Raw genomic sequence first — 17,417 nt, forward strand, 5'->3', positions numbered from 1 at the left:
GTGGTTTCGGCCACCCGCTTGTTAAGGAGTCACTATGTTCTCTAACGCACTTAAACCGCTGGCTCTGTTAGCGGTTATGCTGTTTTCGGGCTTCGCCCTGGCCAACGGTGGTGAAATTGCCCCGCAGGCCGGTAACGAAGCCGACGTGGTGTGGCAGGCGATCCAACAGGGCGCCGAAGGCCGTACCACTTCCCTGAGCGAGCACCACCCACAGCTGATCAACAGCTATGATCTGGGCCTGCTGGACTTGCGCAACAACTGGTTGTCCTACGGCATGTTCGCTGCGTTGTTTGGCATGATCGCGGTATTTATCGCGTTTATCGCCATCAACGGGATCTCCAAGCTGTCGAATGGTTTCTCCGGCAAGATGGTGTTTCGTTGGTCTAAGACCGATGTGTTCCTGCACTGGTTGGCGGCGGTGCCCTGTTTGCTGCTGATCCTGACTGGTCTGGTGCTGCTGTCCGGTAAGTTCCTGATCGAGCCTGTTTTCGGCACCTCCGCTTTCGCTGGCATGGCCGGTGTTTCCAAGCTGGTGCACGACTACATGGCCATCCCGTTCATGCTGGGTTGGATCATCATCTCCATCAAGTGGGCCAAGAACCAGATCCCAGCCAAGTACGACATTGACTGGTTTATGGTGGTCGGTGGCTACATCAACTTCGGCCCGTTCAAAGGCAAGCACCCGCACGCGGGCTTTGCCAACGCCGGTGAGAAGTTGTTCTTCTGGGCCTTCGTGCTGTTCGGTCTGGTGATCTCCGTCTCCGGGGTGATCCTGCTGTTCCCGAACCTGGTTGAGCCAAGCCGCAGCCTGAGCATGCTGGCGCTGATCGCCCACGGTCTGGCCGCCATTGTGCTGTGTGCCTTCTCCATCGTGCACATCTTCATGGCGACCGTCATGAGTGAAGGTGGCGTGGACTGCATGGTGTCCGGTTACTGTGATGAGAACTGGGCGATCCAGCACCACGATCTGTGGTTTGATGAGATCAAAGCCAACGGCGAACTCAAGTATATGGATAAGTAAGCTTGTTCGGTGCCAGGCATAAGCCTGGCGCTGAGCATGGACTGCTCCATCGCAAGCCCCCGCTCCGTTATTGCAACGGGCGGGGGCTTTTTCTTGTCTGGCGTTTAGCGCCTCGGAAGTGTGCATTCCACGCCAAGGGGGCTCCCTGAGAGCGCTTTGGTCTCCGTGTTGCGCGCAGGCGGTGTCGCTCCTTTGTTGCACCAGGCGACCCCATGATCGAACGTGTTTGCGCGCTATGTCTCTGAATTAAAACTGAGTTCAGAGGGGCGTTTTCGTTGCTGCGGCGGGAAGGGGAGAGAGCGGGACCAAACGGCCCGTTCGAGGCAAAAAAGCCGGAGACGTTAATAACTTGCTTTGCTTTGGATCGCATTTTAGAAAATAGCTGAGGTTATTGCTCACAAACTGGACATGGTCTGGATGTCTCGATCCGAACTAGCCCTTATGCTGAAGGCCGCTCCCTGACATGGCATTGCGCTATTTGCAATCCTCAATTGTAACTTCGACAATTTACAGGTTAAGGAGCTTTCGGTTCAATTTCGACGGGAAACGGCTATGTCACTTGCAGAACGCGCGCTCAATAATGCTGCCATCAATAAGGCTGCCCAGATCACCACCCCGAAGTGGATGCTCGGCGGTATGGAAAACCTGATGCAGTATTACACCAAGCGCCATCTTAAGATGGACACCCGTGCCTGTGAGGCGGTGCCCGCGCCGCTGCCGGGTCGCAAGTACACCCTGTACATGCACATCCCGTTCTGCCACACCCTGTGCTCCTTCTGTACCTTCCACCGTTTCCTGTTTAAGGAAGACAAGGCCCGTGCCTATTTCGCCTCGCTGCGCCAAGAGATGCACATGGCCAAGGCGTTGGGCTATGACTTTGAGGAGTTGTACATCGGCGGTGGCACCACCACGGTGCTGGTGGATGAATTGGCCAAGACCATTGAGCTGGCCAAGACCCTGTTCCCGGCGATCAAGCAGGTCTCCTGTGAGTCCGATCCGTTGCACCTGACCTCGATGGAGTTCACCCAACTGCATGGCTTGGTCGATCGTCTGTCGGTGGGCGTGCAGAGCTTCGATCGCGATATCCTGGCCCGTACCGATCGCCTCGGTAAGTTCGGTGAGCCGGAAGTGGTGTTCGATAAGCTGGCGCGTGCCAAAGAAAACTTCCCGATCCTCAACGTCGACATGATCTTCGGTTTCGAAGGCCAGACCCCAGAGGTGTTGGCGCAGGATATGGCCACGCTGAAAAAGCTGGATCCACGCCAGATCACCACCTACCCGCTGATGGTGTCGGATCTGACCAAGCGTCACGCGGCGAGTAAGATCGGCGCGAAAGCCAACCTGGCCAATATGGATCAAGATATCCGCAAGGACTACGCCTTGATCCTCAACAGCCTGCGCGGCCAGTACGAGCAGCTAACCGCTTGGTCCTTCGGCAAGTCGAACGAAGAGGGCTTCGACGAGTACGTGGTCAACGCCGACGATTACCTGGGCTTGGGCTCAGGCAGCTTCAGCTTTATTCACGACAACCTGTACGTGAACAGCTTCTCGCTGCGTCGCTACAACGAGAAGATCGCCAATGGCCAGATGGGCGTTGAGTCATCCAAGCATTACAGCAAGAAAGCCGTGATGCAGTACCGCTTCCTGCTGCAGGTGTTCGGCGGCCGTCTGTCCAAGAACTACTTCAAGGAGCAGTTCGGCAGCGGTTTGTACACCGGCCTGGCCAAAGAGATGGCCTTTATGCATGGGATCGGCGGTTTGGAAAAAGACGCCAATGACGCCGACAAGCTGCAGGCCACGCCGAACGGTTTGATGATGGGCTTGTTGATGATGAAGAACTTCTACACTGGCATGGATAACGTCCGCGCTGAGTTGCGTCGTCCGCTCAAAGCCAACGACATGTAAGTTCTTCTTGTCCTGCGTACACCTAAAGGCACTGCTTCGGCGGTGCCTTTTTTGTTTGTGCAGGCCTTAGTTTGGGGACTTCCGGCTACGCCGGGGTGTATTTTCCGATGGTGTTGTCGGCTGCGCCGTGCAGGTTCCGGCTGCGGCTTCGTTGTTGGGGTGGTTTGGGTGTTGTCGGCTGCGCCGTGCTGGTTCCGGAGTTGTACTCCAGTCCTCTTGTCGCGCTGGCGACGGCAGGCCATGGGGCTTCGCCCCCTAGCAACCCCCTTTGCCTCCCTTCGTCGCTGCGCTCCTCGAAGTCGGCAGAGCAAAGCCGTGTGGCACTGGGTTTTGGCGTGCCTTAGCTTCGTTACCGTTCGTCCGCAGCCGACACGCTTGGAGTCGCCATTTTCCAACAGCAAAAGCGGCCAGCCGCTTTCGAAAATGACTCCACCAAGCTCCCGGTCGGCCACTACCTCACCGCACTCCGCACGGGGTGAGCTCGGGTGAGATGGGAGATAGTTAACTCTGACTTCGTTAGGGGATTTTCGGTTGGTGTTGTCGCTGATTTCGGCTTCGGTGTTGTCGGCTGCGCCGTGCTGGGTTCGGAGTTGTACTACAGTCCTCTTGTCGCGCTGGCGACGGCCTGATCTATCGAAAGGGCAGGGACTTCGTCCCCTAACAACCCCGTTTGCCTCCCTTCGTCGCTGCGCTCCTCGAAGTCGGCAGGGCAAAGCCGCGTGGCCCGGATTTTGGCGTGCCTTAGCTTCGTTACCGTTCGTCCGCAGCCGACACGCTTGGAGTCGCCCTTTTCCCAAAGCAAAAGCGGCCAGCCGCTTTCGAAAAGGGCTCCGCCAAGCTCCCGGTCGGCCACTACCTCACTGCACTCCGCGCGGGGTGAGGTGGGTGAGATGGGAGATAGCTAACTCTGCCCCCACTTACCTTAATAGCCGCTTTGGCGCTAAAAGCGGTCATTCGCGAGCTCTGGCGCACTTTCACCGGACGGATTCTATGTTTCACCCAAAGGGCAGTCTAGAACGGCACCTAAGGGATTGATTGAATGGGGAGCACTTGTTAGCGTGGTCTCACTTTTGCCGGTGTTAATGCGACCATAAAGGCGCCAACAGGCGCGATAGCACCACTGTTATGGGCTTCCAAGAATTAGAAGGAAAATATGGCAGTTTTAGAAATTCTGACTGCGCCGGATCCAAGGCTTAAGGTCAAAGCGGAAAAGGTGCAAGATATTACGATGGTACAAACGTTAATAGACGATATGTTGGAAACGCTATATGCGACTGACGATGGTATCGGTTTGGCGTCGACTCAAGTTGGTCGAAAAGAGGCAGTTGTTGTTATCGACCTTTCAGAAAGTCGAGATGAGCCGCTAATTTTGGTTAACCCAGAAGTGATTAGTGGCTCGGATAAAGCAATGGGTCAAGAAGGTTGTTTATCAGTTCCTGATTACTATGCAGATGTAGAGCGTTTTACTTCAGTTGTTGTGTCTGCTTTAGATCGCGAAGGTAAGCCAATTACCATCGAAAGTGATGAGTTTCTAGCCATCGTAATGCAGCACGAAATAGATCATTTATCGGGTAACTTGTTTATCGACTATCTTTCACCACTTAAGCGTCAAATGGCTATGAAAAAAGTCAAAAAGTACGTCAAAGCGCATTCTTAACCCCGCTCATAACAAATAAGGATAGACCGCGCGTAGCCGCGGCCTTATCCGGGTGTTGAACAAGCCCGGAACCGTCAAGGTGGAGTACTTTATATAGGAAATAGCGGCATTGGATTTACACCGCTTGTAAGATTGGANGTTGCAAGGAGTGGAAATGGATAGGTTTACTTCAGCTGTTAGAAAAAATATTGAGTCAAAAAATTGGTACGGAGCATTGTTTTTGGCATTAACGATGCCAGATATATGTGGAAAGCTTGCTTATCCTGAAATTGAATTTGCAGGACAGAGATACAAAAAGTGGTTTGATGCAAACTTAGCGGAAGTCAATAAGGCGAACATAATGGGTAATGAAGTGGTCTTTCTTACCGCTACGGATTGCTGGGCATTACGCTGCTCTTTGCTTCATCAAGGTACTGACAATATCACCGATCAAAGAGCACAAGAAATAATCTCCAAATTTGAGTTCACAACCATGGGAATGCATCGGATTAAGATTAATAGTGTATTAACACTTAATGTTGCCTCTTTCTGTGAGGAAATTTGTCAGAGTGTCGAAAACTGGTTTAATTCAGTATCTGATGACACTGATATCCAAGAGAGCATTAGTAAGATAATTAGTATAAAAACAGAGCCTTTCTCACCAATACCTGGTGTACAAATGGGCTAGCAACTAACAAATAAGGATAGACCGCGCGTAGCCGCGGCCTTATCCGGGTGTTGAACAAGCCCGGAACCGTCAAGGTGGAGTACTTTATATAGGAAATAGCGGCATTGGATTTACACCGCTTGTAAGATTGGAAGTACTGCTCAAATTAATTTGAGCACAGTCATCCCTTGGCCTGCCACCAATATAAGATAACTGACTGTTTATTTTGGCTTATAAGCAACCCCTCCGGTTTGGATAAACCATTATCCTTATTGGGTCAGCGCGCTATGCGGTGACCGTTGCCGGCCGTTTGCGCCGACGAACGCCGAGAAATTGCATGGGTTGATGGCAGCTTGGGCAAGCGCGCACGGCTACCGTCCGCTTGGGTTTGAGCGGTGGTGGAAGCACCGAGCCCGCAACAGCCAGCATCAGTTGGATCTGCCGCAATCGTTGCCGGCAACCACCACTCAGCAAGCCATAATCGCGCACCCGCCGCAGCCCTTTGGGCAGGACATGCTGCAAGATCAGCCACAAAAACTCGACCGCTGCCAATGTCCGTAGCTTCTCCTCGCCGCTTCGACTGTCTTGGTAGCGAAACGTCACCTGTCCGTCATGTACACTGACGATCTGCTGATCCGGTAACACGCCCCGATACAGGTATCGAGACAGGTACTGCAACGCGGGTAAACCGCGGCCCACGCGGCGGCAGTCCACCACCCATTTGCGGGGCAGGATGGACGGTGCTTGGATGCCGAGTCGTCTGTCCAATTCGGCCAGCAGGCGCGCTCGCCACACCTTGGCGAGATTAAAAGCGTTGAACAGATAGTCGCCCCGCAGTTTACGCCACTGCTGATTGGCCACCAGACTGCCTGCGGGGATCATAAAGTGAATATGCGGATGGTAGTCCCGCCGACGACTGTGGGTATGAAGGACGCCGGTGAGGCCGATCTCGCCTCCCAGTTGAGCGGATCGGGCCGCAAACGATCTCAGCGTATCCGCTGCCACGGTAAACATCGCTTGGTACACGGCTTCTGGTTGTGCCTGGGCTAAAGTCCGCAGTTCAAAGGGGACGGTAAAGGTCACCATAAAGTAGTCAACCGGCAGCAATTTTTGCTCCTGTCGGTGCAACCAATCCTGAGTCGTATTGTGCTGGCATTGCGGGCAACTGCGATGGCCACAAGACAGGGGAAACTCAGCTTGCTGTGCGCACCCTTGGCAGCCCCAGTGACTGCAGCGTTCGCTATCCACCCGGCAACGCAGCATGGCTTCCATGGCTTGGCGGATCGCCGGGGTAAGTTTCGCCTGATAGCGTTGCAGAAAAGCGTCATGGTGACGTCGTAAGAGCTCGACCAGACTCATAAGCCCAACTCCCACTCCAGCACGAGGTGATCGGTGATCTGATTAATCGTATCGATGCTGCGTTTGCGGGTGATCTGGGTTAGTTGGGTATAGCGCGCAGTGGTGTTGAGGCTGTGGTGGCCGAGTAACTGCTGGACTGAGCGCAGATCTAACCCGCGCTCAAGTAAATGGGTCGCGTAACTGTGGCGCAGCGAGTGGGGGCTGACGGATTTGTGGATATGACACTCTGTGACGACCCTTTTTAACGCCTTCTGCACGCCGCCGCGATCCATTGGGACGTTGGGCTGACAGGTTTTGCCGGGGAACAGTAAGCGGGGATGGCGATGGCTTTGCCAGTAGCGACGCAGCGCCAATAAGGTGCGCGAGGGCAGTGGCACCAGACGATCTTTGCCGCCCTTGGCGTCGCGAATGTGCACCTGCATCAACTGCGCATCGATATCCCCGACCTGTAACGACAAGGCTTCACCGAGTCGAAGCCCCATGCTGTACAGGGTTAGAAAGCAGATCTGATAGCGCACCTGGTGGGTCAAACTGATCACAATGGAGACTTCAGTCGGGGTGAGGATATCCGGTAAACGTTTGAGCTGAGGCGGTTTGACGATGTCGAGCCACTGCCATTGTTTTTGCAGCACATAGCGGTAAAAGAACTGCAGACCGTTGCGGTCGATTTTGACCGTACTCCAGGAGTGAGACTGGATCAGCGCCGCAAAATAGCGCTTGAGTTCAGCCGTAGTTAAGTGATCGGGGCAAGCATCAAAGAACGCGGCGATCCGGCGCACGGCACGGCTATAGGCGTCGATGGTGGCAGGTCGTTTGCCTTGCAGCGTCAGGTTGGTAAGATGCTGTTTATATAGACGATCGAAGCGTTGTTGTTCGGACGGGTTCATACAAATACTCCTAGCAATGCAACCCCGGAGTTGGGTGCGACTAGTCAGTATTTGATCAGCAAGGAAGCACTTGCTCGGAGCTCTTTTGCCGCGCAGCGGCTTCGTTCAACAAGGCGCTTAAGTCTGATTCGTAAACGCGTGCCGAACTCGCTTCGCTCAAACATGACACACGTTCACTCACAGCTTAGCTTGGCGTTGTACTTGCCGGGCAAGCCCGGGGAAGCTTTAAACACAAAGAATTCAGTTAGATAAATAACTTAATCTGGATGTTTATCCAGTATGATCTACAGTCTAGTTCATGACTGGATTAACACTAAAAANACTGTTCAAGAGGGATTCGCAACGCGTGGCATTTTCACTATGCGTTGGTTTAAGTGTTTAAGGTGGTACGCGGCGGCTTTGGTATTGCGTTGCTCACCCTTAACAGGGCGTTACAACTGAGTTTTGAACGGCCGGATCGGGGCGGCAGCTGCCTCCCAAGACCGGCGCTGAGTGTCGTTGGGAGAGGGCCGACCGGGAGCTTGGCGGAGTCATCGTGAAGACGACTGGTCGGCTTCGCTTTTGAACGATGACGCTGATTTTAAAAAGAGTGGCAAGCGTGTCGGCCCGAGAACGACGTAAGCGAAGAGCAAGCCGGGCGAAGGCCCGCAAAATTCACCAGCAACGCCGCTTTTTATCTTCGTCGACTTCGAGGAGCGAAGCGACGCAGGGAGACAAAGGGAGTCCAGAGGGCGAAGCCGCTAACGTTGACGAGAATCGGCCGCCGGGCCGCTCCCGGCAAATCAACTTTGGTTCACAGATGAAGCCAGCACGACGCAGCCGTCAACACAGAAATACTCAGCCGAAGGCCCGCGATGCAGTCGCCAACACAAAAGCCGTGTGTCAGCACAGATCCCCAGCCCGTGCGGCCGAGCACAATTCAAAAGCATGACCGCCGTCGCTTTACGGCCCGCCGCGCAAGGCTTACGGTAAAAGGGCATCCAAAAGAGAGAACACACATGCATCGCTGCGCTATTCGATTTAGCGCTCGATTTTGCCAGCCCTAATGGTGAAGTTGAGCGTGCTGATCTAACGATCATCCCCATCACTTTGCCGTTAGGGCTAATTGAACCGACTCAGGTCGGGATCGATTGGCAGGCGGTGTGGTCCGGACGCGCAACCAACTCTCTCCCCTCTGGTTCTCCTTCCCTTTCTGACGTCGTTCGTTACTCTATTGTTAATCAGACAGACGACTTAAGACTATGAATTCAAATTCCTATTTCAACTCCAAGAGCCTTGGTGCGACGCTGATTGTGGCCGGGACGGCCATCGGCGCAGGCATGTTGGCGTTGCCCATTGCCACCGCTGCCATCGGCTTCTGGCCTGCACTGGCGCTGATGGTCGGCCTTTGGGCCCTGTCCGGCTACAGCGCCCTGCTGATGCTGGAGGTGAACCTGAAAGTGGGGGCGCAACTCGATACCCACGCCAATCTGCATACCATGACCGGCCATGTGCTGGGCCGAGCCGGGCAATGGGTCGGTGCCCTAGCCAACCTGGCGCTGCTCTACTCGCTGACCGCCGCATATCTGTCTGGCGGTGCTTCGCTGCTGATGCTGAAGCTCGGCGACTGGCTGGCATTGTCCCATGGCAGCGCTGCGCTGCTGTTTGCCTTGACGCTCGGCGCTGTGGTCGCGCTGGGCATGGGTTATATCGACCGGATGATCCGTTTGCTGTTCAGCGCTAAACTACTGGCTTTGTTGGCGGTATTGGTGGTGTTGCTGCCGGACACCAGTGCGCTGAACCTGCTGGCGGACGCCACTGAGGCCGTGCAGGGGCAGGGGGCGCTGATCGCCGCTATCCCGGTGATCATCACTTCCTTTGGCTTCCATGTCTGTATCCCCTCGCTGGTGCGTTATCTGCAGGGGGATGTGATCAGCCTGCGTCGCGCCTTGCTGATCGGCTCGGCGCTGCCGCTGCTGTGCTACAGCCTGTGGTTGCTGGCGACCTTGGGTGTGTTGTCACCGGCGGAGCAGTTGGCCTTGGCGCAGGGCGATGCGCTGGCGAATCTGGTGGTGTCGCTGTCAGAGCGTTCCGGCCAAAGCTGGCTGGGAACGGCGCTGACCGCGTTTGCCGATCTGGCGCTGCTGACGTCGTTTCTCGGTGTGACCCTGAGTCTGTTCGATTATCTGGCGGAGCTGTCCCGTCGCAATGACAGCGCTGCGGGGCGGGGCCAAACTTGGCTGCTGACCTTCCTGCTGCCGCTGGGCTTGGCGATCTTCTACCCGCAAGGCTTTGTCGCCATTCTCGGCTTCGCGGCGATCCCGCTGATGGTGTATATGGTGATCCTGCCGGTGCTGATGGCGCGCAAGCTGCGCACGCAGGGCGTGGCAGGTTACCAGGTGCGCGGCGGCACACCGGCTTTGGCGCTGATCACGGCGGCGGCATTGGGGGTGATCGCTGCGCAGTTGGTGACCGCGCTGTAATCGGACTCGACGGGGTAAAGCTTTGCGCTGAGAGCGATAAAAAATGGGGGCCCGTCATTGCGGGCCCCTGTTTTTAGAGGATCGCCTTAGGCTGCTTTGCCCGGCTTAGGGGCAAAGGGCTGGGCGATGCGGTCGAGCACGCCTTGCAGCTTGGAGATCGCCACCCCGTAATTGGTGATGGGCACGCCGCGTCGCTGACATTCCCGCAGCCGACGCATCACTTCATTACGGTTTTGCATGCAGGCGCCGCAGTGCACCACCAGCTTGTACTGCTCCAGATCGTCTGGGAAGTCGTGGCCAGCGACGACGTCGAAGTTCAGCTCCTTGCCGCTGTAGCGACGGATCCAGCGCGGCAGCTTGACCCGGCCGATGTCGTCATCCTGGGCGTGATGATTGCACGCCTCGGCGATCAGGATCCGATCCCCGTGAGCCAGGCTGTCCAACGCCTCAGCACCCTCTATCATGATGGGCAGATCCCCTTTGAAGCGGGCGAAGGCGGTGGAGTAGGTGGTTAACGGGATGTGGCCCGGTACCAAGCGGTCGACTTCGTCGATCACTTGGGAGTCCGCCACCACCAGCGCCGGCGGTGTAGTCATCATCGCCAGGGCTTGCTTGAGCTCACTCTCTTTGACCACGGTGGCCAGGGCGCCACGATCCAGCGCTTCGCGCAGCACCTGGACCTGGGGCAGGATCAGCCGTCCCACCGGTGCGGCCATGTCGATGGGCACCACGCACAACAGGTGATCGCCAGGACCGTAGAGATCCCCCAGCAAGGGCGGAGTGCACTTGAGCTCCGCCGGGGCCAGTTCGTACAGCGCTAGCTTGATGGCATCGCCACCCTCGTTCTGCGTGCAGCTGGCCAGTTGGTAGGGGATGTTGTGATCGTCACAGTAGGCCCGATCGGCGGCACTAGGTCCCGCCAGATCTGTCTTGTTGAACACCAGCAAAAACGGCAGCTTCAGCTGATTTAGCTCGCTCATCCAGTGTCGTTCATATTCGGTGAGGCCGGAATCATCCACCACCACCAGGGCCATATCGGCGCGATAGAGGACTTTGCGGCTGGCAGCAACGCGCAGTTGGCCCAACTCCCCTTCGTCATCCAGGCCAGCGGTGTCATAGAAAGTCACCGGCCCCAGCGGCAGCAGTTCGTAGCCCTTGGCCACCGGATCGGTGGTGGTGCCGGGACGATCAGAGACGATGGTGACCTGTTGACCGATCAGCAGATTCAGCAGTGAGGATTTGCCGGCATTACGACGGCCGATCAGGGCGATGGTGTGGCGGCTGCCTCGAGGGGCACGGTTAGCGATGGACATGGTGGCTTCTCCTGGTATCGCCACGGCAGTGGCCGGGGCGACGGGCGATGGCGGACAGTTCTTCGGTAAGGTGGGTGAGACGCTGATCGATCAGGGCCTCGGTGTCGTTTTTGCCTGGGTAGATCTGGTAGCTGGCAAACACCGGCTGTGGCGTAAAGGAGGGCATCACCACGTTGGCGCCGCACTGCAGGGCCCGGTCGCGAGCGCTGGGCAGCAGGGCGTTGAGGGCGCTGGTGGCGGGGATCAGCGCGCCCGGATTCATTAGGCGCAGCAAGGCGGTGACCCGCAGGCTTTGCAGCACATCGCCGTCGGGCAAGCCGGCCATCGGGGTTTGTGGGTGCATGACGTAGGGGCCGCAGGCCAGCATATCCAGCTCCAGCTCGGTCAGGGTGAGCAGATCCTGCGCCAGAATGGCGTCGGTCATGCCGGGCAGGCCGGTGATCACGCCGCAGCCTACTTGGTAGCCCAGCGCTTTTAGGCACTGCAGGTTATCGAGCCGTTGTTGAAAGTCGCTGTCTGGACGCACCTGAGCGAACAGCTCCCGATCGAAGGTTTCCATCTTCAACAGGTAGCGATCGGCGCCGGCCTCGCGCCACAGGCGCAGCTCCTCGGGTTTGCGATCGCCCAGTGATAGGGTGATGGCGACATCGTGGCGGGCCTTGATGGTGGTGATCAGCTCGGCGATGGTGTCGGCCCGATAGCGCCAGTCGTCACCGGATTGCAGCACTACGGTGCCAATGCCGGCATCGGCGATGGTTTGGGCGCAAGCCAGAATGTGGTCCGGTTCGAGACGATAGCGCAACACCTCGCGGTTGCCACTGCGCAGGCCGCAATAATGGCAGTTGTTGCGGCAGTGGTTAGAGAATTCAATGATGCCGCGCAAAAACACGGTGTCGCCAAACTGCGCCAGCGTGGCGGCATTGGCGGCGGCAAATAGCCGCTCATCATCTTCACCGCCGAGGTAGGCCTGGATCCGATCCAGGCTCAGCGGTGGGTTAAGGCTCAGCGTCATGTTGGACTCCTTGCTCAAAAGGGGTGCTGTGGGCCAGATCAAAGCGGCATTGACTGAACGGGCGCAGCAGCGCGTTGGGCCAGGGGGCCAGTATTCTGGCCGGATCGGGATCCTTGGCCAACTGCCACAGGGTGCTGGCCTGGGTGCCGAGCGCCGCCAGATCCCAGCGCTGCCACACTCCGGCGGCGGCGGGAACGACGCTGTGGGCGTACTGGCCCAGCCACAGCCAGTCATCCAGCAACAGCAGCGGCTGATAGGGCTGGGTTTGCAGCCAACGCACCGTCACCTTGGGGTGCGCGGCCAGCGTCGTCAGCCAGGCCCGCGAACGGGCAAACTGGTCGGCCAGGGCGGCGTCGTCCAGGCCCTGGCGTAACACCTGGCCAAAGGCGGGATCGATCCCGGCCGGCAGGGGCCAGTCCAGCGCCAGTATGGTCAGGCGCTGAAAGCCCGGCTGGGTCAGGCGGTCCTGCAGCGCATCGTGCACCGGGCCCTGGGCAAAGTTGCTGTAGAGCACGGCGTGCATCAGGATCCGTCGGCTCTGGCGGATCTTGATGCACAGAGCGTCGCTGTCGAGATCTGGGCTGATCACCAGTCCCGGCGGGGTGTTACAGGTAGATATCACGCTGCCCCTGATCGGTTTTATCCAGGCACTTGCGCACGTTTTTGGCGCGGGCCGGGGTCATGGCTTCGAGCTCTTTTTCGATCAGCGCGTTGCCCGCCTCGCGGGTGCGCTCGGAGGCAAACTCGTTGAGGTACTCCCGGAAGGTGATCAGGGCATTGGGCTGACAGAAGGTGCGGATGAATTTTTGCTTGGCCAGACCCATAAAGTGGTCGCCGGTGCGGCCCTTGCGATAGCAACCGGTGCAAAACGACGGGATGCTGTCCAGGTTAGTCACCAGATCGTGGATCACCTCATCGATCTCTCGATGATCCCCGAGGGTGAATTGTTGCTCATCCTCGCGTTCGGTCTCGGCGGCGGCATAGGCGCCGGGGTAGGTGCGCGAAGCCGCGCTGATCTGGGAGACGCCCATATTGATCAGCTCGCGGCGGATCTCCGGGGTCTCTCGGGTACTGAGGATCAGCCCGGTATAGGGCACCGCCAGACGCAGGATGGCGACGATCTTCTTGAAGGTGTGATCGTCGATGGCGTGGGGCGGTTGCTCGGACAGATCGGAGCCTTGCGCCGGCTCGATGCGTGGGAAAGAGATGGTGTGGGGGCCGACACCGTAGTCGGTCTCCAGTTGCTGGGCGTGTTGCAGCAGGGCCAGCAGCTCAAATTTGTGGTCGTACAAACCAAACAGGGCGCCAATGCCGACGTCATCGATCCCCGCCTCCATGGCACGGTGCATGGCGTACAGGCGATACAGGTAGTCTTTCTTTTTGCCTTTGGTGTGGACCTGTTCGTAGGTGTCGCGGTGGTAGGTTTCCTGGAAACACTGGTAGGTGCCGATCTGGGCGGTTTTCAGGGTGCGAAAATCCTCGGTGTCCATGGGGGCGCAGTTGACGTTGATGCGACGGATGGCGTGCCCCTCCCCGTCCTTGGCCGCGAGACGGGTCGCGTACATGGTGCGGATGCTGTCGACGATGCGTTCGGCGCTGTTGCGTGGATGCTCGCCATAGACCGCCAGCAAGCGCTTGTGGCCTTTGCTCAGCAAGACGGACACCTCTTGGTCGATCTCATCGGCCTTGAGGGTCTTGCGCTTAAGTTGATGGTTATCGGCATTGAAGGCGCAGTAGGCGCAGGCATTGGCGCAGTGGTTGCTGACGTACAGCGGCGCGAACAGCACCATGCGGTTGCCATAGATGGCGTCTTTGATCTCGCGGGCAGCGGCAAACAGCTGCTCATCCAACGCGGGATCACTGTTTTGCAGCAGTACGGCGGTGTCGGCCAGGCTCAGCCCCTGGGCTTGACGGCCCTTCTCCAGCACGGCTTCCACCTGGGTCTGGCTGGGGTTGGTGATCTGATCCAGTTGCGCCCAGATCGCTGCATCGTCAATAAAGCTCTGGCTGGGATCGATCTCGCGCAATGGGATCATCGGATGGTGATGGTGGGTCATAGCGGTAGGCCTTGTACAAAAGTCGGGTGCCCCGCAGGGCACCCGGTCTGGATCACTGAGAAACGACTTTGTCGCCCTTGATGACGGTGGGAACGATCTCTTCTTCGACGAAGCGCGGGGTGAACTCGGCAGCGTCGTGGTAGGGCACCAAGCCATTGCCCATCATCGCCTTGAAGTCATCCCAACGGTACACCGCCAAGAACAGGTGGATAGGCAGGAAGGCGGTCAGCAGCAGGCCCCAGAACAGGTGCAACTGGCCCAGCAGCCAAACGGTGTCACGGGGTGCGGCGTGTGGGATCAGCCACAGCACCAGGCCGGAGAACACCAGGACGGTGCCGCCGATGATCACGCAGATCCCGAACAGCTTCTGACCGGAGTTGTATTTGTTCATCGGTGGTACCGGCACTTTCTTGCGCAGCAAGAACTTCTGCGGGTAGCCGCCCAGCACCTTAAACCATCCGATGTCGCGCTTATCGAAGGTGAAGGCACGGGCCACGAACAGCACCACGCGGTCGAACGCCATCAGGAAAAAGCCGACACAGGCTAGGGCCATCATGGCACCGGCGGCCATATGGACGTCGTAGGTGGTCTGCATGCCAGCATCGGCCAGCGGCTTGAAGAATAGGATCAAACCGGTGACGGCCAGCGGCAGGAAGCTCAGCAGCAACAGATAGTGGAACACTCGCACCGACAGCGGGTGTTTGAGGATCGGACGCATATCACTCATGACTCGGCTCCTTATGAGATCTTGCTGCTGCGATCCACATAGGTGGTGTGCAGCAGCTTATGAGAGGTGTGACCCAGCGGCTCGCCGCCAAACTCGCGGTAGTATTGCTGTACCGCTTTGTTGTGGTGGCTGAAGCGGTTAGTGGCGATGGTGTCGTCCTGGTACAGCCCGGCGATCCGCGCCTTGATGTACTCATTGCGCTTGGCCACACGGGTGGTAAACCAACCCACCGGGATCGCCATGGCGGCCACGATGGCGGCACCGACAACCATAAACTTGCGGCGGGACAGGAAAAACGGACTTTCGGTAAACTGATGGTCTTTCTGGCTCATGTCGGCCTCCTTAAGCGCGGTTCATCCAGGATGTGCCTTCACCACGTACCGGCTGGCCTGCACCGTTGACGCAGCCTCCGGGGCAGTTCATTACTTCGATAAAGTGGTACTTGGAGGTACCGGCCAGCACCTCGTTGACGATGGGCGCGATGTTCTTGGCCATATCGTGGACGACGGCGACGTTGAGGGTGATTTCCTGGTTCAGGTGTTTGTCGAACAGGGTCACCGAGGCCTCTTTGACCCCTTCGAGGCCGCGCACCGGGGTGTATTCCAGGGTGGCCAGTTCCTCATCGGTCAACACTTTGTGGGCGGTGCGTAGCGCCGCTTCCATCACCCCACCGGTGTTGCCGAAGATGGTGGCGGCGCCGGAGTAATCGGCAAACAGGCTGTCGCCCTTGGCAGGAGCAACCTGGCTGAGATCGATCTGCAGCAACTTAAACAGCTGGGCCAATTCCTTGGTGGTCAGCACCACGTCTACATCCTGATAGGATGCGCCGCTGGACTTGCCATTTTCGATGTTCCACTCCCAGGCGTCATTAAACTCCTCGCGGGATGCTTCCATCTTTTTGGCGGTACAGGGCATCACTGAGACGGTGAATATGTCATTGGCATCGGTGTCGTAGATCTCGGTGCCGTAGGTCTTGGCCACGGTGCCGGACATCTGCTGCGGTGATTTGGCCGTGGACAGGTGTGGGATCAGGGCTGGATATTGGTTTTCTACCATGCGGACCCAGGCTGGGCAGCACGAGGTAAACTGTGGCAGTTTGCCCTCAAACGCTTCGCCTTTGGCCGAGGCATGGACGCGGTGGATCAGCTCAGAGCCCTCTTCCATGATGGTGAGATCGGCAGAGAAGTTGCAGTCAAATACCCGGAAGCCCCCTTTGTGCATGGCACCGTACATCTCGCCGGTGACCAAAGAGCCTGGCTTCATGCCAAACTCTTCGCCAATGGCGACACGCACGGCCGGGGCGATGATCCCGACTACGGTGGTTTTGGGGTCCGCCAGCTTTTCAATCACCTGATTGATCGCGCTGTGGGTCTCTTCGATGGCGTCAAAGGGACAGTTGAGCATGCACTGACCACAGGACAGGCATTTGTCTTCGTTGATACGGTGGGGGGCGCCAGATGCGCCTTCTATGCCTTTGGGGGGGCAGAACGCCTTGCAGGCATCACAGCCTTTGCACTTATCGGCATTGATCTTAAACAGCCCGCGGATCTCACCGCTGCTGTGGTTCATCGTTGTCATTATCGATTCCTTTATTCGGCACATTGCTGAACCTGAAGCTGGATCCTGAAGTCTTTAGCCACTGTGCACAGAATGTTGTAATTGAATGACAACTGTCTGTGCCGTCGAGGTAGGACACTAGTATGGATCCCAAAGCTTCTTGCTCCCGATAACCTTTACGGAAAGCATGATTAATGATCGAACCTGCCTGAGGATATTCCCATCCTGAATTATGAAAAGTGTGAGTTAACACAATGTGTTGTTTTTGATTGCAAACACCATGAGGATAAAGTTTTTTGTGAGGTGATTGCTTATCGTTTTTTACTTTTTGGTGATTGTTTTTATAATAATTAAAACGACCGATTTATCTCACATAATAATCATTAAATGCCGCCTTGGTGCTGGGGTTTAATGAGATGTTATTGTCGCTTTTTTTGCGGGGTTTGTTATTGTTGCGGAGGTGTGTTTGCGGTAATTGCATTCTCTGTTGCTTAATCGACTTCTTAAGGTGTATTTTTCTTGGGCCGCACTGAGTGCCGTTACTTGTAAACTTTCATTGTGGTGCGACAAAAAAAACGACCCATGGAGGTCGTTTTTTTATTAAGTGCTCGGCACCTTGATGGGGCTGCCATATTGATAGTGCTTCTGTCAGGTGGCGCTGGCGGCCAACTCCTGCAGTCAGCCTATGCTCATAGCCTGAACCTTAAGCATTTAGGTGCTCCCAAACGGCCTCCAAACTGTTGGCCTGCTTGGCTTTTGACTGCTGGGCCCGGTGGCAGTTAGTTGCGATGAAATCAATTGCCCAACTTAAGTC

General features: G+C 56.9%; 14 protein-coding genes. 5 read left to right on the top strand and 9 right to left on the bottom strand.

All coding sequences use genetic code 11. The features are described from left to right. Positions 1 to 34 precede the first annotated feature (34 nt). From ABEA08_RS05585 to ABEA08_RS05600, 4 genes are all read left to right on the top strand, one after another. Positions 35 to 1,021 (top strand): formate dehydrogenase subunit gamma, encoded by a 987-nt coding sequence (locus ABEA08_RS05585; protein ID WP_345334131.1) that lies wholly within the window; start codon positions 35 to 37, stop codon positions 1,019 to 1,021. 552 nt (positions 1,022 to 1,573) lie between these two features. Further along, positions 1,574 to 2,926 carry a coproporphyrinogen III oxidase family protein gene (locus tag ABEA08_RS05590; protein WP_345334133.1) on the top strand — a complete coding sequence of 451 codons (1,353 nt, stop codon included), beginning with the start codon at positions 1,574 to 1,576 and terminating at the stop codon, positions 2,924 to 2,926. A 1,153-nt stretch (positions 2,927 to 4,079) separates the two neighbouring features. Beyond that, on the top strand, positions 4,080 to 4,583 hold the full coding sequence (gene def, locus ABEA08_RS05595) for a peptide deformylase (RefSeq protein WP_345334135.1): 504 nt from the start codon (positions 4,080 to 4,082) through the stop codon (positions 4,581 to 4,583). Between the two features lie 154 nt (positions 4,584 to 4,737). Then, the gene (locus ABEA08_RS05600; protein WP_345334137.1) at positions 4,738 to 5,250 is read left to right on the top strand and encodes a hypothetical protein; all 513 of its coding nucleotides are present in this window, start codon (positions 4,738 to 4,740) and stop codon (positions 5,248 to 5,250) included. A 264-nt stretch (positions 5,251 to 5,514) separates the two neighbouring features. Here ABEA08_RS05600 and ABEA08_RS05605 read toward each other — a convergent pair whose 3' ends face one another. Both ABEA08_RS05605 and ABEA08_RS05610 read right to left on the bottom strand, forming a co-directional pair. Further along, positions 5,515 to 6,588 carry an IS91 family transposase gene (locus tag ABEA08_RS05605; RefSeq protein WP_345334139.1) on the bottom strand — a complete coding sequence of 358 codons (1,074 nt, stop codon included), beginning with the start codon at positions 6,586 to 6,588 and terminating at the stop codon, positions 5,515 to 5,517. Then, on the bottom strand, positions 6,585 to 7,475 hold the full coding sequence (locus tag ABEA08_RS05610) for a tyrosine-type recombinase/integrase (RefSeq protein ID WP_345334141.1): 891 nt from the start codon (positions 7,473 to 7,475) through the stop codon (positions 6,585 to 6,587). Before ABEA08_RS05610 ends, ABEA08_RS05605 begins: the two co-directional genes overlap by 4 nt. 1,241 nt (positions 7,476 to 8,716) lie before the next feature. Between ABEA08_RS05610 and ABEA08_RS05615 the strand changes: the two genes are divergently transcribed. Then, positions 8,717 to 9,937 carry an aromatic amino acid transport family protein gene (locus ABEA08_RS05615; protein ID WP_345334143.1) on the top strand — a complete coding sequence of 407 codons (1,221 nt, stop codon included), beginning with the start codon at positions 8,717 to 8,719 and terminating at the stop codon, positions 9,935 to 9,937. A gap of 86 nt (positions 9,938 to 10,023) precedes the next feature. On the opposite strand, the gene hydF is transcribed toward ABEA08_RS05615, so the two are convergent. Genes hydF through ABEA08_RS05650 form a run of 7 tightly spaced genes read right to left on the bottom strand, consistent with a single transcriptional unit; the run spans position 10,024 to position 16,624 of the window. After that, positions 10,024 to 11,250, bottom strand: coding sequence for a [FeFe] hydrogenase H-cluster maturation GTPase HydF (gene hydF / locus ABEA08_RS05620; RefSeq protein WP_345334145.1), 1,227 nt, complete (start codon positions 11,248 to 11,250; stop codon positions 10,024 to 10,026). Further along, positions 11,237 to 12,262 (bottom strand): [FeFe] hydrogenase H-cluster radical SAM maturase HydE, encoded by a 1,026-nt coding sequence (gene hydE / locus ABEA08_RS05625; protein ID WP_345334147.1) that lies wholly within the window; start codon positions 12,260 to 12,262, stop codon positions 11,237 to 11,239. The genes hydF and hydE overlap by 14 nt, the downstream gene beginning before the upstream one ends. Continuing rightward, positions 12,246 to 12,884, bottom strand: a complete 639-nt coding sequence (locus ABEA08_RS05630; protein WP_345334149.1) for a hypothetical protein — start codon at positions 12,882 to 12,884, stop codon at positions 12,246 to 12,248. The genes hydE and ABEA08_RS05630 overlap by 17 nt, the downstream gene beginning before the upstream one ends. Further along, positions 12,868 to 14,319, bottom strand: coding sequence for a [FeFe] hydrogenase H-cluster radical SAM maturase HydG (hydG, locus tag ABEA08_RS05635; RefSeq protein WP_345334150.1), 1,452 nt, complete (start codon positions 14,317 to 14,319; stop codon positions 12,868 to 12,870). Before hydG ends, ABEA08_RS05630 begins: the two co-directional genes overlap by 17 nt. A gap of 52 nt (positions 14,320 to 14,371) precedes the next feature. Further along, positions 14,372 to 15,046: a cytochrome b/b6 domain-containing protein gene (locus ABEA08_RS05640; RefSeq protein WP_345334151.1), complete on the bottom strand. Its 675-nt coding sequence runs from the start codon at positions 15,044 to 15,046 to the stop codon at positions 14,372 to 14,374. An 11-nt stretch (positions 15,047 to 15,057) separates the two neighbouring features. Then, on the bottom strand, positions 15,058 to 15,378 hold the full coding sequence (locus ABEA08_RS05645; RefSeq protein WP_345334152.1) for an iron hydrogenase small subunit: 321 nt from the start codon (positions 15,376 to 15,378) through the stop codon (positions 15,058 to 15,060). A 10-nt stretch (positions 15,379 to 15,388) separates the two neighbouring features. Beyond that, positions 15,389 to 16,624, bottom strand: coding sequence for a [FeFe] hydrogenase, group A (locus ABEA08_RS05650; RefSeq protein WP_345334153.1), 1,236 nt, complete (start codon positions 16,622 to 16,624; stop codon positions 15,389 to 15,391). Positions 16,625 to 17,417 lie beyond the last annotated feature (793 nt).

It is taken from the genome of Ferrimonas pelagia, assembly GCF_039543565.1.
In the GTDB taxonomy this organism is placed as follows: Bacteria; Pseudomonadota; Gammaproteobacteria; order Enterobacterales; family Shewanellaceae; genus Ferrimonas; species Ferrimonas pelagia.